Origin of the sequence: Mycobacterium asiaticum DSM 44297 (assembly GCF_000613245.1) — a bacterium.
Taxonomy (GTDB): Bacteria; Actinomycetota; Actinomycetes; order Mycobacteriales; family Mycobacteriaceae; genus Mycobacterium; species Mycobacterium asiaticum.
Genome location: NZ_HG964938.1, coordinates 412,247 through 433,295, shown reverse-complemented (window position 1 = coordinate 433,295; position 21,049 = coordinate 412,247). Strand labels below are relative to the sequence as shown.

21 protein-coding genes and 2 pseudogenes are annotated in these 21,049 nt (G+C 66.9%); 14 read left to right on the top strand and 9 right to left on the bottom strand.

Features of this window, described 5'->3' with window-relative positions:
* Together BN972_RS20905 and BN972_RS20900 are read right to left on the bottom strand one after the other, a co-directional pair.
* Positions 1-570, bottom strand: coding sequence for a DUF2231 domain-containing protein (locus BN972_RS20905; RefSeq protein WP_036362050.1), 570 nt, complete (start codon positions 568-570; stop codon positions 1-3).
* Positions 571-618: 48 nt separating this feature from the next.
* Positions 619-1,518, bottom strand: coding sequence for a class I SAM-dependent methyltransferase (locus BN972_RS20900; RefSeq protein ID WP_036362046.1), 900 nt, complete (start codon positions 1,516-1,518; stop codon positions 619-621).
* Positions 1,519-1,745: 227 nt separating this feature from the next.
* On the opposite strand from BN972_RS20900, the gene BN972_RS20895 reads away from it, so the two are divergent.
* The gene (locus BN972_RS20895; RefSeq protein WP_036362042.1) at positions 1,746-2,816 is read left to right on the top strand and encodes an alpha/beta hydrolase; all 1,071 of its coding nucleotides are present in this window, start codon (positions 1,746-1,748) and stop codon (positions 2,814-2,816) included.
* Positions 2,817-2,827: 11 nt separating this feature from the next.
* Complete coding sequence (locus BN972_RS20890; RefSeq protein WP_036362039.1) at positions 2,828-3,568, top strand: SDR family NAD(P)-dependent oxidoreductase; 741 nt, start codon at positions 2,828-2,830, stop codon at positions 3,566-3,568.
* 14 nt (positions 3,569-3,582) lie between these two features.
* Here BN972_RS20890 and BN972_RS20885 read toward each other — a convergent pair whose 3' ends face one another.
* Both BN972_RS20885 and BN972_RS20880 read right to left on the bottom strand, forming a co-directional pair.
* A complete protein-coding gene (locus BN972_RS20885; RefSeq protein WP_083041970.1) occupies positions 3,583-3,972 on the bottom strand; it encodes a hypothetical protein in 390 nt (129 codons plus the stop codon).
* Between the two features lie 9 nt (positions 3,973-3,981).
* A complete protein-coding gene (locus BN972_RS20880) occupies positions 3,982-4,647 on the bottom strand; it encodes a hypothetical protein (RefSeq protein ID WP_036363581.1) in 666 nt (221 codons plus the stop codon).
* A gap of 88 nt (positions 4,648-4,735) precedes the next feature.
* Between BN972_RS20880 and BN972_RS20875 the strand changes: the two genes are divergently transcribed.
* Positions 4,736-5,326: a TetR/AcrR family transcriptional regulator gene (locus tag BN972_RS20875; protein ID WP_036362033.1), complete on the top strand. Its 591-nt coding sequence runs from the start codon at positions 4,736-4,738 to the stop codon at positions 5,324-5,326.
* 353 nt (positions 5,327-5,679) lie between these two features.
* Positions 5,680-7,023 (top strand): AAA family ATPase, encoded by a 1,344-nt coding sequence (locus tag BN972_RS20870; protein ID WP_036363578.1) that lies wholly within the window; start codon positions 5,680-5,682, stop codon positions 7,021-7,023.
* Positions 7,024-7,026: 3 nt separating this feature from the next.
* Here the strand turns inward: BN972_RS20870 and BN972_RS29800 are convergent, their stop codons facing one another.
* Entirely contained in the window at positions 7,027-7,194 is a 168-nt protein-coding gene (locus tag BN972_RS29800) for a hypothetical protein (RefSeq protein WP_167659590.1), read from the bottom strand.
* An 80-nt stretch (positions 7,195-7,274) separates the two neighbouring features.
* Here BN972_RS29800 and BN972_RS20865 point away from each other — a divergent pair, with 80 nt between their 5' ends.
* The 6 genes from BN972_RS20865 (at position 7,275) to BN972_RS20840 (ending at position 13,026) form a co-directional block, all read left to right on the top strand.
* Positions 7,275-8,744, top strand: a complete 1,470-nt coding sequence (locus tag BN972_RS20865; protein ID WP_036362030.1) for an amidase — start codon at positions 7,275-7,277, stop codon at positions 8,742-8,744.
* Between the two features lie 264 nt (positions 8,745-9,008).
* A complete protein-coding gene (locus BN972_RS20860; protein WP_235192538.1) occupies positions 9,009-10,127 on the top strand; it encodes a cytochrome P450 in 1,119 nt (372 codons plus the stop codon).
* 112 nt (positions 10,128-10,239) lie between these two features.
* A complete protein-coding gene (locus tag BN972_RS20855) occupies positions 10,240-11,313 on the top strand; it encodes a GGDEF domain-containing protein (protein WP_036362023.1) in 1,074 nt (357 codons plus the stop codon).
* 21 nt (positions 11,314-11,334) lie between these two features.
* Positions 11,335-11,787, top strand: a complete 453-nt coding sequence (locus BN972_RS20850) for a PaaI family thioesterase (protein WP_315968804.1) — start codon at positions 11,335-11,337, stop codon at positions 11,785-11,787.
* 243 nt (positions 11,788-12,030) lie between these two features.
* The gene (locus tag BN972_RS20845) at positions 12,031-12,504 is read left to right on the top strand and encodes a hypothetical protein (RefSeq protein ID WP_036362020.1); all 474 of its coding nucleotides are present in this window, start codon (positions 12,031-12,033) and stop codon (positions 12,502-12,504) included.
* A 63-nt stretch (positions 12,505-12,567) separates the two neighbouring features.
* Entirely contained in the window at positions 12,568-13,026 is a 459-nt protein-coding gene (locus tag BN972_RS20840) for an ATP-binding protein (RefSeq protein ID WP_036362017.1), read from the top strand.
* On the opposite strand, the gene malQ is transcribed toward BN972_RS20840, so the two are convergent.
* From malQ to BN972_RS20825, 3 genes are all read right to left on the bottom strand, one after another.
* The gene (gene malQ / locus BN972_RS20835; RefSeq protein ID WP_036362014.1) at positions 12,984-15,029 is read right to left on the bottom strand and encodes a 4-alpha-glucanotransferase; all 2,046 of its coding nucleotides are present in this window, start codon (positions 15,027-15,029) and stop codon (positions 12,984-12,986) included. The genes BN972_RS20840 and malQ overlap by 43 nt on opposite strands.
* 66 nt (positions 15,030-15,095) lie before the next feature.
* Positions 15,096-15,521 (bottom strand): pyridoxamine 5'-phosphate oxidase family protein, encoded by a 426-nt coding sequence (locus BN972_RS20830; RefSeq protein ID WP_036362011.1) that lies wholly within the window; start codon positions 15,519-15,521, stop codon positions 15,096-15,098.
* 50 nt (positions 15,522-15,571) lie between these two features.
* Positions 15,572-16,312 (bottom strand): SHOCT domain-containing protein, encoded by a 741-nt coding sequence (locus BN972_RS20825; protein WP_036362008.1) that lies wholly within the window; start codon positions 16,310-16,312, stop codon positions 15,572-15,574.
* Between the two features lie 200 nt (positions 16,313-16,512).
* Here BN972_RS20825 and BN972_RS31265 point away from each other — a divergent pair.
* From BN972_RS31265 to BN972_RS20815, 3 genes and pseudogenes are all read left to right on the top strand, one after another.
* Positions 16,513-17,073, top strand: a pseudogene (locus BN972_RS31265) (sulfatase-like hydrolase/transferase); the annotation flags it as partial.
* 53 nt (positions 17,074-17,126) lie between these two features.
* Positions 17,127-18,722, top strand: coding sequence for a sulfatase-like hydrolase/transferase (locus tag BN972_RS20820; RefSeq protein WP_200869753.1), 1,596 nt, complete (start codon positions 17,127-17,129; stop codon positions 18,720-18,722).
* Between the two features lie 42 nt (positions 18,723-18,764).
* A complete protein-coding gene (locus BN972_RS20815) occupies positions 18,765-19,187 on the top strand; it encodes a nitroreductase family deazaflavin-dependent oxidoreductase (protein WP_036362004.1) in 423 nt (140 codons plus the stop codon).
* Between the two features lie 16 nt (positions 19,188-19,203).
* Here BN972_RS20815 and BN972_RS20810 read toward each other — a convergent pair whose 3' ends face one another.
* Entirely contained in the window at positions 19,204-19,983 is a 780-nt protein-coding gene (locus BN972_RS20810) for a DUF1684 domain-containing protein (protein ID WP_051545702.1), read from the bottom strand.
* A 375-nt stretch (positions 19,984-20,358) separates the two neighbouring features.
* Between BN972_RS20810 and BN972_RS31395 the strand changes: the two are divergent.
* Positions 20,359-20,961, top strand: a pseudogene (locus tag BN972_RS31395) (DNA polymerase I); the annotation flags it as partial.
* Positions 20,962-21,049 lie beyond the last annotated feature (88 nt).

Genomic DNA, 21,049 nt, shown 5'->3' with positions numbered 1-21,049 from the left:
TCACGCGGCGCGCTGGTACTCGACCGGACTGCGGTGCGTCACCGCGCGAAGCGGCTCCCACCGGAACATGCCGGCGCCCTGCGCATAAGACAGGTGCCCACCCAGCGCGCCGCCCACACTGATCGCCGCCAGGCCGGCGAGGGTGTACACCCGCGCCGCCCGGAGCCGATTGTTGCGGTACGCCCGATAGGACAGAGAAAACATCACAACGCCGGCGAAGTTGGATAGCGCGTGCACGAGCCCCACCCGCTGCTGTCGCCGGCCGAGCAGTGTGTAGTCGGCCCACCCGGCCAGCAGCGTGGGTGGCGTGGCGGCCAGACCGACGGCAATCAGTCGGCGGGCGGTGGTGACGTCTTTGAAGATGACGTCGAAGACCGCCGACGTCATCCAGGTGCCGACCGGGATCGTGATGAGCAGCGGGTGCACGGGGTGGCCGAGCCAGGATCCGCGCAGGGCCCTGGCCAGGCCACCGCGCCCGACCACCTGTCCGGCGACACGAGCGGCGACCGCTGCGGGTTCGTCGAGTACCTCGAGTCGCTCGACTCCGCCCAAAACGTGATGCAGGTTCATTGCGCCTGACTACCCCGTTGCGCGGCGTCGAATCGTGCAATTGGAGCTTTACCTCAGGACCGCCGACAGGTAACCCGACGCGTTGCCGAACGCGGCCAGCTCGTCATCGGGAACCACGAATCCATGTGCGGCGTAAGCCTGTTCGGTGTTCCTTACCGTCACCCGCCATCCCAGCCCCGTCAGGTACTCGGCCGCGCTGTTGCGTTCCCCGGTGTAGAACAGTTCCGCCAGGTTGATATTGGAGCCGATGCGCCGCGACCGCTCGGTCAGCTTCTCTGCCCAGTCAGACGGGATGTTGCGCATGTCCATGTGTTCGGTGGCGATCCTGCTGCCCGGTGCCGACAGAGCGGAGATGTCGTCGAACAACCGGTCCTGCGCCTCGGGCGGCAGGTAGACCAGCAGGCCTTCGGCGATCCAGGCCGTCGCCTGCTGCGCATCGAATCCCGCCGCTTTGAGGGCCGACGGCCAGTCGTCACGCAGGTCGATCGCCACGGTGCGGCGCTTCGCGGCAGGTTCGGCGCCCAGGTCGGCCAACGTGCGCGTCTTGAATTCGATGACATCGGGCTGGTCGATCTCGTAGACGACCGTTCCGGCACGCCACGGCAGCCGGTAAGCCCGCGTGTCCAGCCCCGAAGCCAGGATCACCACCTGCCGAACTCCCGCCTCGGCCGCCTCGACGAAGAAGTCGTCGAAGAATCGGGTGCGCACGGTGATCTGCTCTTTCATCGCGCGGCGGGTCAGCAGGGGATCGTCAGTATCGCCGATCTCACCGTCGAGCAACTTGACGAAGGTATCTATGCCGACCGCCCGAACCAGCGGGGCCGCCCAGGGATCGTTGAGCAGCGCCTCGGGTCCTTCCGAAGCAATCGCGCGCGAAGTGGCGACGGCCGTGGCGGTCGCTCCCACGCTCGAGGCCAGATCCCAGGTGTCGTTGTCGGTCCGAGCCACGCCCGTCTCCTCTCAGCGGGTGCACCGCATAGTTAGCTTATATAACTTCTGAATCCACTGTACGCGCGAGCGGCGTGAGGGCTCCTCAGTGCTCTCGACGACTAGCGTCGCGCCCGCGCTCGGTCGACCCGTATGCCGCTGCGCACTTCTTCGCCGCTCGGCCGGAAATTTGAACCAAATATATGTTCCGGTTAGGGTTCGTCCGAGGCGGAGCAAAGGGGACGGCAATGGCGCGTGGGCGATTCAAGGCGCGTCCCATTGCGATGACCAACGGGGCGCTCCGGGTCGGCATGATGGTCCTGCCGCGGATTCCGGCTTCGGCGAAGCGCATGCTTGCCGGCGGCCGGCGGATCACGGTCGACGGCAACACACTGGATGCAACGGCCCAGTTGATACTTGCCGCGCAACGACTTTCGCGTACCGGCGGTCTCGGAGTCTCCGGCGATCCGGAGATCGCCCGTGCGCTGATGCGCGACTCGCACGCGGCGATGGCGCCCCGAATCCCTGTCCCGACGAAAGACCTCACCATCCCGGGCCCCGCCGGTGGGCTGCGGGCGAGGCACTACCGGACGACGGGCGCGACACCGGCGCCGTTACTTGTCTTCTTTCACGGCGGGGGTTTTGTCGTCGGGGACATCGAGTCTCACGACGGACTGTGCCGAATGATCTGCCGGGACGCCGCGGTGCACGTGTTGTCGATCGATTACCGATTGGCGCCTGAACACAAGGCCCCCGCTGCCGTCGAGGATTGCGTCGCGGCCTATCGATGGGCACTGCAACACACCGCGGAACTGGGCGTCGATCCATCTCGAGTCGGCGTCGGCGGTGACAGTGCCGGCGGTACCTTGGCGGCGCTTGTCACGCTGCGCTGCCGCGACGACGGCATCCCGCAGCCGGCGCTGCAGGTACTGCTCTATCCGGCACTCGATCTCGCCGGTCAAACCCGATCACGGAGGCTGTTTTCGGAGGGGTTCTTCATCTCCCGGTACGAGATCGAGTGGTTCACTGAATCGTTTCTCGGCGGCACCGATTTTGCACCCGACGATCCGCGGATGTCGCCGCTGCGAGCCGATCTGACGGGACTGGCACCCGCACTGGTGTTCACCGGCGGATTCGACCCGCTGCGCGACGAGGGCAACGAATATGCCGCCGCCCTGCGCCGGGCGGGGGTCGCCGTGCAGCACCAGCAGTTCGACACGCTCCCGCACGGTTTCGCCAGCATCGCCCCCTTGGGAGGTGGCAGCGCCGATGCGATAGCTTCGGCGATCTCGGCAATTCGGACCCACTTCGGCCACTAGGGAGCGACTTGATGGCGTCACTGGAAGGCAAGATCGCGTTCGTGACCGGAGCCTCGTCGGGCCTGGGTGCGGAAACCGCGCGACTGTTGTCCCACAGCGGTGCAACGGTTTTCGGTATCGCGCGGGACACCGGTCGGCTCGCCGAGGTATTCGCCGATATCGATCGCGGCGCATATGCCACGACGGACGTGAGCTCGCCGCAGGCCTGCCGGGACGCGATAGCGCAGTGTGTCGAGCGGTTCGGTGGGCTCGATGTGCTGATCAACATCGCGGGCCGGCACCAGATGCGCCGAACCGAGTTGATGAGCGACGACGACTGGGCCGACGACCTTGCGGTCAACCTGAACGGCCCGTTCTTCCTGTGTCGCGCCGCGCTCCCTCATCTGCTCGCCCGCGGTGGCAACATCGTCAACGTCGCCTCCATCGCCGGGGTCGAGGGCCAGGCGTATTCGGCCGGTTACTGCTCTGCCAAGCACGGTTTGGTCGGGCTGACCCGTGCGTTGGCGGTCGAGTACACCGCGGATCGGTTGCGGGTCAACGCCGTATGCCCCGGGGGCATGCTCACCCCGCAGATTGAGCAATTCACCGCCCCGGAGAATCCCAACTACGACCTGATTCTGCGCTCGGCCGCACCGCGCGGCATGATGCAGCCGCACGAAGTGGCCAGTGTCATCGCGTTTCTCGCCAGCGACGACGCCGCGGCCGTTCACGGCGCCGTGTACCGAGTGGACAACGGCAAGGGTGCCGGCTGATAGCGAGGCTCGGTTCACCGCCGGTAGAAGACGTCACCTTCAACGGTGATCGTCGACTGGTTCACCCAGAGCACGTTGAAGTAGACGGGCGCGGGTCGACGGGTCTGGCTGCTGATGATCGTCAGGATGCCGCCGTTGGACGACGCGTTCCAGCTGCACGGGCCCGAGGTCGTCGGCACCCCAGCGGCGTTCGCCAGGGAGCAACCGCTCTGGCTCACCAGCAGCTGTTCTGATCCGTTGCCCGTGATCCAGAAGCCCACCGGGGCAGCCGCGCCGCCCGCGTGGGCGATGCCCGTCGAAACGGCCAGCAGGCCGGCGGCCAAACCCGTTGCAGCAAAACACTTTTTAATGTGTATACCCCACATGATCGTGTCTCCTTTGCCGATTGACACGATCAGCGTCACCGACGCCGCTCAACGGATTCTTGTGGTTTCCTTGTTGGTCTCCTGGTTGGTCTCCTGGTTGGTCTGCTGGGCCGTCAGCAGCTGCGGCAGCAGGAATTCCAGCTGCCCCACCTCTTCGATGTTGTGCTTGACCCAGGCTCGCAACATGTCATCGGGGAAGCGCCGGTGGACCATGCGGTTGATCGCCGTGAAAAGCGGCGTGCGCGCTCCGACGTCGAGCACCGTCACGTAGTGCGCGCCGTCCAATCCGGCCGACCAGGTGTGCTCGAGCTGAAAGACGATGACGCCGGCGATCCGCGTCACCAGCCGAATGCCAGTCTCATCCAGCTTTTCCACGCGGTCGACGACGTCCACCCGGAACTCCGGCCGCGCGCCGAAGGCCTCCACGATGCGGAACCGCGCGCCCTCGGCGGCGCCGCCACCGGGTGCCGGACGGGCCAACTCCCAGCGGATGTGATCGATCGGATGCCAGGCGAGATAGCGGTCGATCGTCTGGCCGCCATACTCCATCGTGCCGCCGAGATTGGTGAACCAGTCCAGCAGCATCGCCGGGGTGACACCGGTCAGCACCCGATGGTCGATGGTGACGCGGCGACGGTGATGCGGGGCTCGGGTGAAGCGCACCGTCGCGGTGTCGACCGGTCGCAGCGGATAGAGAACGGGGCGAGCCTGCATGGCGACCTCCAAGATACGGTAACGTTTCTTGCTCTGAGGTTAGGTCGACGCGGCAAGAAACGCAAGCGTTTCTTGGAAGGGATTGGGAATGGCGCGACGGTACGGCGCGGAACTCGACAGCGCGATCAGGAACGCGGTCCTGCGCCTGGTTAGCGAGAACGGGCTGACCGGGGTCACCATGGAGGCCGTGGCCAGCGCCGCCGGAACCAGCAAGGCGGTGCTCTACCGGCGCTGGCCCGACAGCAGGGCGCTGCTGCGCGACACGCTGCTGCGTACCGCGGTCGCCGCGATCCCCCACGACGACACCGGCAGTTACCGCGAGGACATGTTGGGGATCCTGCGCGGCTGGGCTGAGCTGTTCACCGGTCCGCAGGCGCCCGTCGTCCGAGCCGGGATCGCCGCGTTCGCAACCGATCCCGAGCTGCGGGCGGCCTTCCGCACCGATGTGATCGGCTGGCGCAAGAAAGAAATGGCCGACCTGCTGGCCCGCGGGATCGCCCGCGGCGATGTTCGGGCGGACGTTCCGGTCGAGATCGCCCGTGAGTTGGGTCAGAGTGTGCTGTGGCATCGCTTGTTGGTGACCGGCGACCCGATCAACGACGAGCTGATCGTGCAACTCGTCGACGAGGTGCTGGTCCCGTTTGTGGCGCCGCGACCGTCCCGCGGTGCTGAAATGTGATCGGTCGCAACCATCAGCCGGCTTCGAGGTCGCCATGCCGGATAGCCGCATCGTGGTACGTGGAGGCCAGATAGTCAGCATGGACCCCACCGTGGGCATCCTGCCTCGCGCCGACTTGATCCTGGTGGGCGGTCCGGCCATCAGCCAACATCCGCTGCTCGATCCCGTTGGCACGCTGGTGTTTGTGCTCGGTTGCCCGGTACCAACCCGGCCATGCTGGAACTGCTGCAGGCATTGGCGACGGCAAATCTCGCCGACGCCTGAGGGACTACCGCGCCGAAAATTGGTTGAACATCTCAGCATCGGATGCGATCGTGGTCGGTTGCTCTGCCAAACCGACCGACGAGAAAGCAATGACACTCACCGACCGCCCACTCGCGCCCATCGATGACCTCGGCGCGTGGCTCGACGGCCTCGATTACGGGGTCCGGCCCGCGCTGCGTGCCCTCGGTGAACTCTTGGTCGGCGTCGCCGAACGCGAAACCGCCGAAAGCGCAGAGCGTTTCACCGCTCGTTGCCTCGGTGTACCGGACTGTGGCCACCTGATCGACGAAGAACGCGAGCTCAATCCGGTGTCACGGCTGACCACGGCGCTGGCGCTGGCGGAGTGGATCGATGCACATGCCGAGGTGTGCGAAACCGGCCCCGGCGAGTGCGCCTATCCGCCGAAATGGACGCAGACTGAGATCGGCGACCAGCGCTACCGACACCCGCTGTGCCTGCGTGTGCATTTTCCCGAGGGCACGTTGCTTACGGACGCGGGCTGCGTCATCCACATCGAGGCGCGCGAGTCGATCATGCACTCGGCCGAGGTGTCCGCCTACGTGACACCGGACAACCAAGCACACGCCCGCGTCGTCCTCGACCGGCTCGCCGAACGCGCCAACGGACTCAACCCCTACCGGGGCCGCGCGGTGCGCGCCAGCAATCACCACGGACTGAACCTCACCGTCATCGAGCTGCCGTCGGCCGCGACCCGTGACACGGTGATCGTGCCCGACGCGGTCTGGACCGAAGTCGACCTGGGCATCACCGCCGTGCGTGACCGGCACGGCATGCTCAACGCGCATGGCCTCGGTGTGCGCCGTGGGGTACTGCTGTGCGGCCCGCCCGGCACCGGCAAATCGGCAGTAAGTGCCGTCGTCGCTCGCGAGGTGGTCGGGGAATTCACCGTCATCTATGTCGAGGCCAAGGCCGGTGAGGAGCTGTTGACCGCTGTGGTCGAAGAGGCTCAGCGCCTCGGGGGTCCCGTGCTCATCGTCCTCGAGGACGTCGATCTGTGGTGTCGTGCCCGCGCCGCCGGTGACCGCGGACTCTCGGAGTTGTTGCAGGCGATGGACATCGACGCCGACGCCCGCATCCTGACCTTGGCCTCCACCAACGACGCCGCGACGCTGGACAAAGCGGCGATGCGGACCGGCCGCTTCGACTCCGTCGTCGAGGTGGGCTACCCCACCGCGGCCGAGGCGGTCCGCATCCTGGCGGCGCTGATCCGCGACATTCCCGGCGGTCCGGCGGTCGACACCGAGGCGGTGGTGGCGGCCTTGCCCGAGCGGACCACTGGCAGCGACATCCGCGAGGTCGTCCGGCGCGCGGTGTTGGCCGGCGACGAGGGGAACATCAGCACTCCGGCCCTGCTTGCCGAGGTGGGCGCCGGCAGGTACCGGGCGTCGGTTCCGGCCGGCATGTACCTCTGAGGGCTACCGCCTGCTCTCGTCAGCGAGCTGGTCCGCCGATTGCTGCGCGCCAGGGGCGTCCGGGTCGACAGCCTGCTGTTCCAGCTGCGCCTCCTCGGCGAGTTGCTCCTCGGTCGGTTCCCTGGCATCCGCCGGCACGCCTACCGGCTTTTCTTTATCGTGCTGATCCACGCTTACCTCTCTGAGCGGCTGAGTATCCGTACCCAGGGTCTCCCGGTTAAGCCCCTTCGAAACCCGGTTACGGTCGAACCATGGATTTCGAGGAATACCGGAAATACGACGCCACTGGGCTGGCGCAACTGGTCGCCGACAAGGAGGTGTCGCCGGCCGAATTGCTCTCGCTGGCTCGGGACCGGGCGTCGGCGGTGAATCCCCGGATCAACGCCATCGTGCGCGACATCCCCGCCGCTCCCGATGAACAGGCGACCGGCCCGTTCGCTGGAGTTCCGTTCCTGATCAAAGACATCGCGCAGGACTACGCCGGTCTGCCCACCTCGCAGGGGTCTCGTTCGCTGATGTCGACTCCAGTCGCCGAGCACGCGACGGTCGTCCGGCGCTGGCTCGACGCAGGGCTGGTGATCTTCGGTAAAACCAACCTGCCGGAATTCGGGGCGAAGGGCATCACCGAGCCCGATGCCTGGGGACCGGCGCGCAACCCGTGGAACCTGCAGCGGACGCCGGGTGGGTCATCGGGCGGCTCGGCGGCCGCCGTCGCGGCCGGGATCGTGCCCTGTGCGGGCGCGAATGATGGTGGTGGGTCGATACGGATCCCCGCGGCATGCTGTGGGTTGGTCGGTCTGAAGCCAGGTCGCGGGCTGACGCCCCTGGGCCCAGCGACGGCCGAGGCTATGCACGGTGCCGCCGTTCAAGGCGTCGTTTCCCGAACGGTGCGTGACACCGCGGCAATGCTTGACGTCATCAGCGGTGGGGAGCCGTTCGGGCCCTACCTGCCGGGCTTGCCGGACGAACCCTTTGCCTCCCATGTCGACCAGGATCCGCCGAAACTGCGGATCGGGGTCCGCGTTCCGTCGGCGATCAACCCGAAGCCCCACGCCGAAGCATTCGCGGCGGTCGAGACGACCGTGCGCGCCCTGACCGAGCTCGGGCACCACGTGGACGAACTGCCCCGGGCGCCGTACGACGATGCCGCGCTGGCCCGCGACTTCCTGTTGTCCTGGTTCGTCCACCTGGCCTGGGATGTCGACCAAGCGAAGCGCCTCACCGGTGCGGGCAACGAGTCGTTCGAGCGGGACACCTTGATCATGGCCGCGATCGGCCGGGCGACCAGCGGCGTGGACTACGTGGACGCCGTCGAACGGCGCCACGAGCACACCCGCCGGCTGACCACCTTCTTCGAGTCCTACGACCTGCTGCTGACCCCGACGCTGGCGACGCCGCCGCCCAGGATTGGTGAGTTCGAGCTGCCCGCTGCGCTACAACGCGCATCCGACGCGTTGATCAAGACGCGCACGGCGAGCCTGCTGCGGTACACCAAGATCGTCGACGACCTGGTGGACAAGAACCTGGGCTGGGTCCCCTACACCCAACTGGCCAACCTCACCGGCCGCCCGGCGATTTCGCTCCCCCTGCACTGGACCGCTGACGGTATCCCGCTGGGTGTGCAGTTCAATGCACCTCTGGGTGGCGAGGCGGTGCTGATCCGGCTGGCCTCTCAGCTCGAACAGGCGGTCCCGTGGGCCGACCGGGTGGCGCCGGTGTAGCTGGCGGTCGTCGCCGGTAAGCGGATGACACCGCGAATGTTGCGGCCCGCCAACATCTCCCGGTAGCCCCCGTGGGGGACGAATTTTCTGTGCTCAATACCACAGCTCGTACTGTAACGTCTACGGTAAATAGGAACAGCTGCGGCGTCCGGGAGGGGTGCAACGGTGCCGGAAGTTCTTGCCCGACAGGACCGATCGCGGCCTGATATCGATTTGACCGATGGAGCTTTCTACGCCGGTGATTCACGCTCGTACTACAAGTGGATGCGTGCACACGAGCCGGTGTTCCGCGACAGCAAGGGCTTGGCCGCCGCGGCCAGCTACCAGGCGGTGATCGAAGCCGAGCGCCACCCCGAGGTGTTCTCCAACGCCGGCGGGATCAGGCCCGACCAGGCCGCACCTCCGATGATGATCGCGATGGACGATCCGGAGCATCTGCTGCGCCGCAAACTCGTCAATGCCGGCTTCACCCGCAAGCGCGTCAAGGACCGCCAGCAGTCGATCGGCGCGCTTTGCGACGCACTGATCGATGGGGTGTGCGAACGAGGCGAGTGTGATTTCGTCCGGGACCTCGCGGCCCCGCTGCCGATGGCGGTCATCGGCGACATGCTGGGGGTGTTGCCGCAGGAACGCGAGATGTTCCTGCGCTGGTCCGATGACATGGTCAGCTTCCTCAGCAGCACGACCGCCGAGCAAGATTTCCAAGTCTCGGTGGACGCGTTCGCTGCCTACACCGAATACATGACGAGCATGATCGCGGCGCGCAAGGCAGAGCCGACCGAGGACCTGGTGAGCGTGCTGGTGCATGCGGAAGTGGACGGGGAGCAGCTGGCCGACCACGAGATCGTCACCGAGGTCCTGCTCCTGCTGATCGGTGGCGACGAGACCACGCGCCACACCTTGTCTGGCGGCACCGCACAGCTGCTGCGCGAACCGGAGCAGCATCAGCGGCTGGTGCGCGACCCGCAGCTGTTACCCGCCGCGATCGAGGAGATGCTGCGCTGGACGTCGCCGGTGAAGAACATGGCGCGCACGGTGACCGCCGACGTCGACTTCCACGGAGCGCAACTCAGGCAGGGCGAGAAGATCATCCTGCTGTTCGAATCGGCGAACTTCGACGAGACGGTCTTCGATGACCCGGAGAGCTTCCGGATCGACCGGCACCCGAACAACCACATGGCTTTCGGCTTTGGCACCCATTTCTGCCTCGGCAACCAACTGGCCCGCCTGGAACTGTCGATGATGCAGGAACGGCTGCTGCGGCGGCTCCCCGATCTGCGGCTGGCTTCGGATTCCCCGCTGCCGTTACGCCCGGCGAACTTCGTCAGCGGGCTGGAAAGCATGCCGGTCGAATTCACCCCGTCCGCGCCGTTCAGCCGGTAGCGGTTTTCCCGGACGGCCATCCAGGCCGGATGACCAGCGTTAAGCTGCTCGGTGGCCTCGGGACAGCCTCGACAGGCCAGCACCACCGCGTGGTGGCGATGGGGAATCGACGATGACTGCGATCTTTAGCCGGTGGCAACGGGCCGACCAGTATGACTGGCTCTCCGGTTATTTGGCTGCGCGGGGAATCAGCGGCGCCACCCGTGCCTTGATGGCGTTCATCTCCGCGTCGATGGTGTTGTGCCTCTTCGCCTTGATGGCAGGGTCGGACGGACCGCGCGGGTCGGTGCCGATTGCGATGACGTGGGCTGCGGTCGCCCTGGGTATCGCGGCGACGTTGCTCTGGATCTGGCGCTGGCCAACACGTACCCAGTCCGTGGCCTTCGCGGTCAGTTGCAATACCGCAGTCGCGCTGGCCTGCCTGGCGCATCCCAACCCGCTCGCCGCGTTGATCGGGTGCATTGCCTTCGCCACCTTTGGCGCATACATCGCCTTCTTTCACACCACGGCCTTCGTGCTGTACAACTTCGCGGTGGCCGCGGCGGTCGCCGGCTACGAGGCTTTCCAACTGGCGGACGCCGGGCATCCGTCCCTGGCAGGTGTGGATCTATGGCTGGTGCTTGAGGTCAACATCGCGCTGCCGTTGGCGATCCGAATCCTGGTTCGGGCCTTATCTGGCGACCTGCTCCGCGCTGACCGCGATCCGCTGACCGGGCTGCTCAATCGGCGAGCGTTTCAGCACAACGCCCTGGGGATGATGCTGGCCCGCCGCGGCATCGACGCGCATCTCGTGGTGCTGGTGATCGACCTGGACAACTTCAAAGGGCTTAACGACAACCGCGGTCATGCGGCCGGTGATCACGCGCTGGTCCAGGTGGGCCAGGCATTGCTGGCCGCCGCCGACGACCAGGCCGTAGTGGCGCGCAGCGGCGGTGAGGAATTTCTGGTGGCCGGCACGGCGGCCAAATGCAACGCCGAATCATTGGCGACGCAGATGTGCCTGGCCGTGGCCGGCTCGACCGCCGAAGTCACGGCAAGCATCGGTACCGCATGCGCTCTGCTGGACGACGCACCGGCGGGCGACCACCAGGCATTGCTGGAGCGGTTGATCACCGACTCCGACGCCGCGATGTACCAGGCGAAGCGCCTCGGCGGAAATCAGTGGTACCACCACGACCTGTGCTGAGCGGTATGCGACCATCGACGCGTGGCGGATCAGCTGGTCGAGATGATGAATGCGAGTCTGGCATCGACGATTCCGATCGCCGACCGCATGGGCGTGCGGGTGATCGAAGCGGGCCGGGGTTTCGCCGCGACCAGTGTTCCGGTTGAGGGCAACGGCAACCACTTCGGTGTCATCTACGCCGGCGTCCAGTTCACCGTGGCTGAGATCCTCGGTGGCATCATCGCGTTGTCCACATTCGATGCCGCCAAGTACTTCCCGCTGGTGAAGAACGTCGATATCTCATTCGTCGGAATGGCGACCACGCCGCTGCGTGCCGAGGCCAAGCTCGACGAGGACACCATCGCGCGCGTCCAGGCCGAGGCTGAGGAGAAGGGCAAAGCCGACTACACGCTCGAGGCGGTAATCACCGACGCGGCCGGGGCCGTGGTCGCCACCACCAAAGGGCTTTATCAGCTGCGCGCACATCGTCGCTGAAAGTTGACGGTGCCGGGCTCGCGCCTCTCGGCAAGTGGTCGCTCGAAGCGACGGTTCTGATGTGGTACCCGGGGGAATCTCCGGCACCGCCGATCTGGTCAACCGGCAGGGCCGCCGGGATATTCCACGATCGCGCGAGCGGTTTATGTCCCGGGCGGGCCGGGTAACAAAGTTTGCAGCGACTTGACTCGATGGCGGGCAAAGAGTTGTCGGACGTGTAACCGGAAAAGCAAGGAATTGACCGTGAGCGCCAGACACCGCCTCAGCGCAGCACCGAAATCCACATTCCCCGGTGTGGGCGCAGCAGCATTTTCGGCATCCTTGCTGGTGGTGGCGTTGTTCGCAGCGCTGCTCAGCAGCCCACTGTTTATTTCTACGGATAGTGCCGAGGAGGGACCCGCGGCCCCCAGTGCGGTCCCGCCAGCAGGCGGCCAGCTCAGCCAGGAGGGAACACTCGTAGCCGTCTCAGCCGGTTCATTGACGGCGCGCAGTTCCGACGGCTACGTCCAAACCTACGTCGTGACCCCGGACACACTCGCGATTACGAAGGGTGGAAGTGCACCGATTGGCAACACTTCGGGTTTCTCGGTCAACGACGAAGTCGCAATCATCGGGACGATCCGTAACGGGACACCGATGGTTACCGCAGTCGCACATCGCGACCTGGCGCACGGAGACGCGCGACCGATGGATTTCCTCGCCGTCGCCGAGAACTGATTGTGGCCGAACAGTAACGCGGACAACGTTATCGCCGGCCCTGCCGATGGGTACCCCAGAATTATGAGCGTCCTGACATCCACCGCCGCCGACCCGGTTCGGCTAACTTGCGCGGGTGCGGCCGACGCCACGACGGCGGCGGCGTGGCGCCGCTTCCTCGACCGCTGGCTCGAACAGCGGGTGCAGGGACCGGCGGAGATCCGCGAGGACATCGTCCTGAGTGTGAACGAAGCACTGGCCAACTGCGTGGAGCACGCCTACCGCGGCCATCGCGCGGTGGGCGGAATGCGCCTGTACGCCAGCTACGATCCTGCCGCCCACACCATCAGTGTGCGCGTCAGCGACCGGGGAACCTGGCATCGTCCGGTGCGCCGTCGCCCGGATGACCCGTTCGCGTCCCGGGGCATCATGCTGATGCATACCCTGGCCGACCATTGCACCATCAATGCCCGCAGCACCGGCACCACCGTCTGCCTGAATTACAGCATTCCGGCGGAATCCTCTGCGACAGCTGACAATTGAGCGGGCCTGCCGAACAGGGCGGTGATCTCGGCGACCCTGGGGTCCGCACGCAGGCCCTCCAGCGTTGTCGGCAGCGGTAGCCGCCAATTGGGGTATTCGTCAACTGTGCCAGGCAGATTGGGCTGACGGGTCTCACCGAGTACGTCGTAGGGTGAGATCAGTTTCAGTCGGCTCGGGGTAGCCGCAAGGAAGCGGTGCATCGCCACGATGATCGACGTCTCGTCGGGATCGGCCGCGGAAGCCTCGGCAGGCAACAGGTTTTCCGAGCGCAGCAGCGCCAACCACTCGGTGCGTTCCCGGGCTGCTGCGGCCTCCTCGGCCGGCACGTCGTCAAGCAGCCCGAGATCGGCGCGCGCCCGAACGTGCTCGCCGCGCAGGAAGCCGGCCGCGGTGGGCAGGTCGTGGGTGGAAAGGCTGGCCGCCGCCCTCGACGGCCACCGCGACGATGGCAGCAGGGGTTCGCCGGGCGCGGACTCGTCGCGGGTGAACCACGACACCGCGCAGCCGAGCATCCCGTTGTCGGCCAAAGCCTGCGTGACCTCCGGTTCCACGGTGCCCAGGTCCTCGCCGACCACCGTGGCCTTGGCCCGGTGAGCTTCCAGGGCCAGCACGGCCAGCATCACGTCGGCGTCATAGTGCACATAGGTGCCCCGGTCCGGGCCGTCACCGGGTGGAATCCACCACAGCCGCCACAGGCCCGCGACATGATCGATCCGCAGCCCGTCGGCGTGGACGAGTACGGCCCGGACCATCTCCCGCAGCGCGGCATAGCCGGTTTGGGCTAGCCGATCCGGCCGCCAGGGCGGCAGGCCCCAGTCCTGACCGCGTGGGGTGAAGTTGTCGGGCGGGGCTCCCACGCTGACCCCGGTCGCCAGTACGTTGGCAAGCGCCCAAGCGTCGGCCCCTTCCGGGTCCACGCCTACGGCGAGGTCATGCAGCACACCCAACGCCATTCCGGCGTCGCGGGCTGCCTGCCGCAGGGCCACCAGCTGCTCGGCGCACCGCTGCTGCACCCAGGCATGAAATGCCACCCGAGGAGCCAACTCTCGGCGCGCCGCCGCCACAGCCGCTCCGTTGACGTCGCGTAGCGGATCGGCCCAGCGGGTCCAGCGGCCGCCGTGTACCTCGGCCAGTGCGCAGTAGGTCGCGAAGTCGCGCAGGCCGTCGGCGGCGGACGGGTCGTCCAGCGCGGTGGGCCGGCCCGCAACGCGCCAGAGCAACTCCAGCGCCGAGCGCTTGGCGGCCCAGACCAGATCGTGGTCGATCCGCGAGGTGGTAGCCGACACCCGCAGCGCATCCACCTCGGCGCGGGTGTCGGGGTCGGCGCTTCGGTAGACGTCGAGGTCTTCGATGCGTAGCGCCAGCGGGTTGGCGAAGCGCCGGCTGGACGGGGTGTACGGCGACGGTTGGACCGGATGGGTGGGACCCGGCGCGTGCAACGGGTTCAGCAATACCGCGCCCGCCCCGTGTTCGGCGGCGGTCCACGTCAGGAACTCTCTGAGGTCCCCGAGGTCGCCGATGCCCCAGGAGCGGGCCGAGCGCAGCGCGTAAAGCTGCAGCATCCAGCCCCAAGTGGCCGGGGTCGGCGGCACCTGAGCCGGGGCGGCCACCACGGTGACTTCCTGCCCGTCCCGGGTGTGCAGCCGGTGCCAGCCCGGGGACAGTTCGCCCGGAAGCTCGTCGCGCAACTCGGTCTGGCTGCCGTCCTCACCGACCAGCAGACGAGCCCCGGGGACGGACCGCGGCTGCCCGGTGCGCACGGCGATGGTGGCCGGCAACACCCCGGCGCGGTCACGCTCGTCGAGCCGGGCCAGCTCGCGGCGCCGGTCCTCGTCGGTGGCCGCCTCGACATCCAGCAGACCCAGCACCCGGACCACCACGTCCGCGTCGACGTCTACCGGTTCGCGTCGTTCATTGCGGTAGGAGGTGGCCACCCCGTGCGCCGCGGCCAGCCGGCGCAGGTCTTCAGGTATCGCGCCGGCGCGGCGCCGCATTGAGGACATCGCGACCGTATACCCGCGGGCTGCCCGCTAACACGCAAATTGCCTGCCGCCGTGGCGGTTTGCACATCAAAGTTCGTCGGAGAAGTCCGCGGTGAGCCAGCGGTCCGGGCGAACGGTGAACATCACGGTCGCTTGACCTTCGAGACTCCGCACAAAGGCGCGTCCGCCCTCTTCGCCGAGGTACCGGATGGCGATCGCCTCCTGCACGTCGTCGGGAGCGGGCGTCGTGGTGTCCACCACCGTGCCTTCCACGACGACATACTGGTACGGCGGATCTTCGCGTTGCACAACGAGTGTCACCGCACCGGCCTGCTCGATGAGCCTGGCCTTCCGCGTCGTCGGCCCGGTGGTGAAGCGAACGAGCCCGTCGGCGTAGTCGTACCAGATCGGCGCGCTGGCCGGCGGGCGGCCTCCGCCGGAGTCGATCGAGAGCACCGCGACGTGCTTGTCGGTGAGAAACGCTTCACGTTCGGCTTCGGTGAGAGATTTCATGTGCGGTGGAACACAGCGGACTCACAGCCCTATTCCCCGGACTCCGAGCGTCAGAGTCGGCCCAGCAGTTCGGCCTTCTTGGCCGCGAACTCCTCGTCGGACAGGATGCCCCGCTCGTGCAGCCCGGCCAGGGACTCGATGGCCGCAACGATGTCGGTGGCGTCCCCGGAGCGGCCGGCCTGCTGTTGCGGCGCGGGTGCGGCGGTGGGTGTTTCGGCGACCTGCTGTGCCCCGAGCTCGTGCAGGCTCGAGACGTCGAAGGTGCCGAACTGGCTGGTGAAAGTGACCGACCCGGCCCCGCCGCTCTGTTGCTGCTGTACGCCGGTGATGTGATGCTCACCGGTGTCGAAAACTCTCGTGACACCGTTGACCTGTATCGCCAGCCGGCGAGTGCCGGGGAAGATCGCATACCGCGCACTGTTCTGCCCGCCCGACGAACTGGGCACGCCCAGATCGGCCGGCCACCAGTTGCCGGAGGTGAAACCCTGAGCCTGGACTTGGCCGCTGGGGGCGGCGAACACGGTGGCCGACGAAAGCAGTTGGGACAATTCGTTGCACAGCGCATCGACGCGCGCTTTCAGCGCGTTGTCGAACATGTTGCCGACCATCGTCATTCCGCCCCGCATCCACTGACCCGACCCGCCGAGCTCGGGGATGTTGAACTGTGCCATGGCACCGCCACCGGCGTGCAGGGCGAACAGCAACGCCAGCACCGCCTCCCGCGAGATGCCGTGGCGCTGCGCGATCTCGGTGACGGCGATCTCCGCCTCGGGGGTGACAGTTGCCTTCATCAGTTGCGAGTCTTTCGTCGGGGATACCGGATTCAGCTTACTGAAGCTGCCTGGACCCGGCTCGGGTCGAATACCCCGCGCGGGCGTCAGTAAAAACCACCGGCGCCGCAAAGTCTTGTGCGGCACACGGGCAGTCCATAGGGTTGACGGCGAGTTGTAGTCGCACGACTACAGCGCCCGACGTCCCATGGAGGATCCGCGTGAGTCCCACCCCACCGACGGACGCGCCCAACGTCGTGGTGATCGTGCTCGACGATCTCGGCTTTGCCCAATTCGGTTGCTACGGTTCGGATATCGCGACACCCACCATCGACCGGCTAGCTTCGGATGGCTTGCGCTACAACCGGTTTCACGTGACCGCCCTGTGTTCACCCACTCGGGCGGCGTTGTTGACCGGCCGCAACCACCACGCGGTGGGCATGGGCTTTCTGGCCGACCTGCCCACGTCACACCCGGGATACACCGCCCGCCTGCCCCGCTCGGCGGCCGCGTTACCGCGGTTGCTACGCGACGCCGGTTGGAGCACTCTTGCCGTGGGCAAGTGGCATCTGGTGTCGCGCGGGCAACGCACCGACGCCGGTCCGTTCGACCAGTGGCCGCTGGGGTTGGGCTTCGAACGCTTCTACGGTTTTCCTCGCGGTGACGCCAATCAGTGGGCGCCCGAACTGATTCGGGACAATTCGTTTGTCGAGGCACCACGCCGCGACGGCTATCACCTGACCGAGGACCTCGCCGACGAAGCCATCCGGATGGTGCTCAACCAGCAGGCCGGTGCGCCCGGTAAGCCGTTTTCCTGTACTTCGCCACCGGCGCCATGCACTCACCACACCATGTGGACCGCTCGTGGGCCGACGCATACGCCGGCCGATTCGACGACGGCTGGGACCGGTGGCGCGATCAACTCTTCGCGCGGCAACTCGAATCGGGGGTCGTACCCGCCACCACCGCGCTGACACCCCGGCCGTCGTGGGTACCGGCCTGGGACAGCCTGAGCACGGACGAGCGGCGACTGTACGCCCGCATGCACGAGGTGTACGCCGGATTCCTCAGCCACACCGATGCGCAGATCGGCCGCCTGGTAGCCGCCCTGGAGCAGATCGGGCAGCTGGACAATACGCTGATCTTCGTGCTGTCGGACAACGGGGCCAGCGCCGAGGGTGGTGTGACCGGGACCGTCAACGAACACCGGTTCACTCACCGCATCCGCGACAACCTCGCCGAGAACCTCGCACTGCTCGACGACTGGGGTGGCACCGAGACCTACCCGCACTATGCCTGGGGGTGGGCCTGGGCCGGCAATACGCCATTTCGGCTGTGGAAGCGCTACACCTGGCTCGGCGGGACCCGTGTTCCGTTTATCGCCCACTGGCCCAAGCACATTCGTGACGGCGGCGTGCGCCCACAATTCGGTCACGCGATCGACCTGTTGCCCACAGTGCTCGATGCGTGCGGCGTGCCGGCGCCGGAGTCGGTCGACGGCATCGCCCAGACGCCGGTGCAGGGCGCCAGCCTGCTGCCCACCTTCACCGATCCGTCCGCTCCCGATCCGCGCTCGGTGCAGTACTTCGAGATGCTGGGGTCGAGGGCCATCTTCGTCGACGGCTGGAAGGCCACCACGGATCACGTCTCCAGCGGCCTCATGGACGAGGACTTGTTGCTGCCCGGCAGCCGAAACTTCGACCAGGACACCTGGTCGCTGTTCAACCTCGACGAGGATTTCTCCGAATCGCACGACGTCGGCGCCGAACATCCCGACGTGCTCGAGCGGCTGAAGCGGCAGTGGTCGTCGGAAGCCGAAGCGAATAATGTGCTGCCGTTGCTGGATTCACTGGTGGGGCGGTTGGCGGCCTTCGTACCACCGCAATATCCCATCGGCCAGACGGTGACGCTCTATCCGCAGGCCGGCCCGGTGTCCGACGAGGCGATACCGTTGCTGGCCGGCGGTGGCCGGATCATCGCCGACGTCAACGTGGCCGACTCCGCGCCCAGCGGAGTGCTCTTCGCAATCGGCGACCGCAATGGCGGGCTGGCCGGGTACGTCGTCGACGGCAGGCTCACCGTAACCCTGGCGCTGCCCGGCGGCAGCTTGAAAGTGCAAGCGAACGAGCCACTTCCGGTTGGTCGCCACCTGGTTGGATGCGTGCTGCGCCTGGTGTCCACCGGGGTGAGTGCCGAAGCGGTAGTCGACGACGCCGTGGTGGCCACCGCCACGTCCGAACACACCCTGCCATTCGTCTGGCAGCACGGCGGCACCCGCGTGACGCTCGGGTACGACCGCGGCCTGCCGGTGAGCGGCGACTATCAACCACCGTTCGCGTGGAACGGCACCCTGCACTCGGTCACGGTGCACGCCGGCGATTCCGAACCCAACCAGCTGGAGGCTTTGCGCGGCGCGCTGACGGCGGACTGAACCCTGGAATGGATCGGGTGCGGCGATGTGTTGAGAACTCGTATGGCTGATCAAATCGAACTGAGTCCCACCGACTGGGTACGCAAGCAGACCGAGAAGATCCTGGAGCAGGGCACCACCGACGGCGTCGAGATCTTCGACAAGCCCGTCGTCCTGGTGACCATCACCGGAGCGAAGACCGGAAAGCAGCGTTACGTCCCGCTGATGCGCGTCGAGAAAGACGGCCGCTATGCGATCGTGGCGTCCAAAGGCGGCGCACCGGCGCACCCGTCCTGGTATTTCAACCTCAAGGTGAACCCGATCGTGACGCTGCAGGACGGCGAGAAGGTGGTCACCCTGACTGCGCGCGAACTCGAGGGAACCGAACGCGAGGAGTGGTGGCAGCTCGCGGTCGAGGCCTACCCGCCCTACGCGGAGTATCAGACGAAGACGGATCGGCTCATCCCGGTCTTCGTCCTGGAATAGCGCTAGTCAGCGAAACTCAGCGCGGGTTTTTCTCGCCCGCTTCCACCTCGACCGGCAGCCGGTTCTCCGGTGGGGCCACCGGGCAGGTGGCGTAGTCGGTGAACGCGCACGGCAGGTTTGACGCCCGGTTGAAGTCCAGCGTCACCTTGCCGTCCTCGTCCGGCAGGGCCACCGAGAGCGACCGCGCACCGGGGTAGGTGGTGACACCGCTGGTCGCGTCGGTGAACAGCACTTGCAGCCCACCGTCTTTCCCGCCGAACGCGACCAGCCGCAGTGCGAGGCCGGCCAGTTCGAAGTCGATGACGCCGACCGCATTGAGGTGGTGGCGAAGTCCTTCCACCACCGCGCCGGTGGTCACCGTTTCAGGCTGCTGGTAGGAGCTGAAAATGCCTGGCACGCGCCAATTTTCGTTGGGCGGATAGGTGGGTATGCCGCGGTATTGCCGCAGGTGTGGTGACCTGGGATCGTGGATCCGCAGGGCGGCGGAGCCCGTCCGGCGGATCACTTCGACACGGCGCTCCCCGATGTCGACCAGCAGCCCCGGTGCCCCCTCGACGGGCTCGAGCCGGTCGGCTCCGTCGATGCCGTCTACTTCAACGGCGTCCGCGTCGGCCCGCCAACGGCCCGGCAGGTCGGCGACCGTCTCGAATTCTTCTGTGAGCCAATACAAGCCGGTCAAGCTCACCCAACCCAGTGGGTCGCGGAAATAGGCTTCCCGCTCGGCGTGCCAGCGTTCCCAGGCCGCCTCGAACGTGTCCGCTTCGGACTGGGCCTCTAAATGCGTCCCCGTAGTCATCGTTGTCGAACTCCTTCGTGTACGAGTGAGTCGCCCGAACGCTGCCGAGCGTCACGCCAAGCTGGCCCTCAACGCTGACCGGCACGCTGGCGTGACGCTCGGCGCAACGATAGCCCCGCTGCGTTCATTCCCTGGAATCAAAATCTGGAATCTGGCCCGCCGCTAATCTTGAGCCCACCGGTACGTCTGCGTACGTGTCGGCAGAAGGGAGGCGGCGATGGTCGAAGCGACGACGGACCCCATTCGGCTGCCGCCGCGGCCTCCGATACCGAAGGTCGTCCGGGGCGTCGGGTTCCTGGGGGGCCGGCATCGCGGGCTGGCAGGCAGGTCCCCACAGACCGAGACCCGGGTAGCCGGATGAGCCTGTCCAAAGATTTCGACGTACGCGGGCGGGTGCTGGAAGCGGGGGAGCTGCCCGCCTGGCTGTCGGAACACAGCCTGGGCAACCGGTTCGGTTTGAGCGTTGCCGCTACCGGTACCGGCTACGACGCGCGGGCCGTGGCGCTGGCGATCGTCGCCGCCGACGGGGACGGTCGTTTTCTCGACCTTGCCGCGCTGACCCAGGATGACACGGAGGCGTTGGTGTCCTGGCTCGCCGACCCGGGGCCGCCCAAAGCGGTGCACGACGCGACGACGGCGATGCACGCGCTGGGGCGACGCGACTGGGCCCTGCGCGGCATCACCTCCGACACCGTCCTGGCGGCCCGCTTGCTGTGTCCAGAGCGTCAATCCGGTTCGCTCAACGAGCTTTTGGTGCACCACATGCGTTGTGCGCTGCCGACGGAGGCCTTTGAGGGACACAGCCCGCAGGGGTTGATCTTGCAGGCATGCGCGGTGCTCGACCTCGCCGACGTACTGGACGAGGAGCTGGCGCGCATCGACTCCTCCTCGCTACTGGGGCGGCTGGAGCTGCCGGCGCAACGGGTGCTGACCGAGCTGGTGGGGGTAGGCGTCGCCGTGGACCCTCGGATACTGGCGGCCAACGCGGCCCCGAAACCCGTTGCGCCGGACGGGCGTATCCACGTTGCGGCTGCCGGGCACGAGGTATGCGAGGCGGTCGTGGCGG

Coding starts and splice junctions, on each gene's coding strand:
- BN972_RS20905 (WP_036362050.1), bottom strand. CDS start 570: ATGAACCTGCATCACGTTTTGGGCGGAGTCGAGCGACTCGAGGTACTC.
- BN972_RS20895 (WP_036362042.1), top strand. CDS start 1,746: ATGGCGCGTGGGCGATTCAAGGCGCGTCCCATTGCGATGACCAACGGG.
- BN972_RS20890 (WP_036362039.1), top strand. CDS start 2,828: ATGGCGTCACTGGAAGGCAAGATCGCGTTCGTGACCGGAGCCTCGTCG.
- BN972_RS20880 (WP_036363581.1), bottom strand. CDS start 4,647: ATGCAGGCTCGCCCCGTTCTCTATCCGCTGCGACCGGTCGACACCGCG.
- BN972_RS20875 (WP_036362033.1), top strand. CDS start 4,736: ATGGCGCGACGGTACGGCGCGGAACTCGACAGCGCGATCAGGAACGCG.
- BN972_RS20870 (WP_036363578.1), top strand. CDS start 5,680: ATGACACTCACCGACCGCCCACTCGCGCCCATCGATGACCTCGGCGCG.
- BN972_RS20865 (WP_036362030.1), top strand. CDS start 7,275: ATGGATTTCGAGGAATACCGGAAATACGACGCCACTGGGCTGGCGCAA.
- BN972_RS20860 (WP_235192538.1), top strand. CDS start 9,009: ATGCGTGCACACGAGCCGGTGTTCCGCGACAGCAAGGGCTTGGCCGCC.
- BN972_RS20855 (WP_036362023.1), top strand. CDS start 10,240: ATGACTGCGATCTTTAGCCGGTGGCAACGGGCCGACCAGTATGACTGG.
- BN972_RS20840 (WP_036362017.1), top strand. CDS start 12,568: ATGAGCGTCCTGACATCCACCGCCGCCGACCCGGTTCGGCTAACTTGC.
- malQ (WP_036362014.1), bottom strand. CDS start 15,029: ATGTCCTCAATGCGGCGCCGCGCCGGCGCGATACCTGAAGACCTGCGC.
- BN972_RS20830 (WP_036362011.1), bottom strand. CDS start 15,521: ATGAAATCTCTCACCGAAGCCGAACGTGAAGCGTTTCTCACCGACAAG.
- BN972_RS20825 (WP_036362008.1), bottom strand. CDS start 16,312: ATGAAGGCAACTGTCACCCCCGAGGCGGAGATCGCCGTCACCGAGATC.
- BN972_RS20820 (WP_200869753.1), top strand. CDS start 17,127: ATGCACTCACCACACCATGTGGACCGCTCGTGGGCCGACGCATACGCC.
- BN972_RS20815 (WP_036362004.1), top strand. CDS start 18,765: ATGGCTGATCAAATCGAACTGAGTCCCACCGACTGGGTACGCAAGCAG.
- BN972_RS20810 (WP_051545702.1), bottom strand. CDS start 19,983: ATGACTACGGGGACGCATTTAGAGGCCCAGTCCGAAGCGGACACGTTC.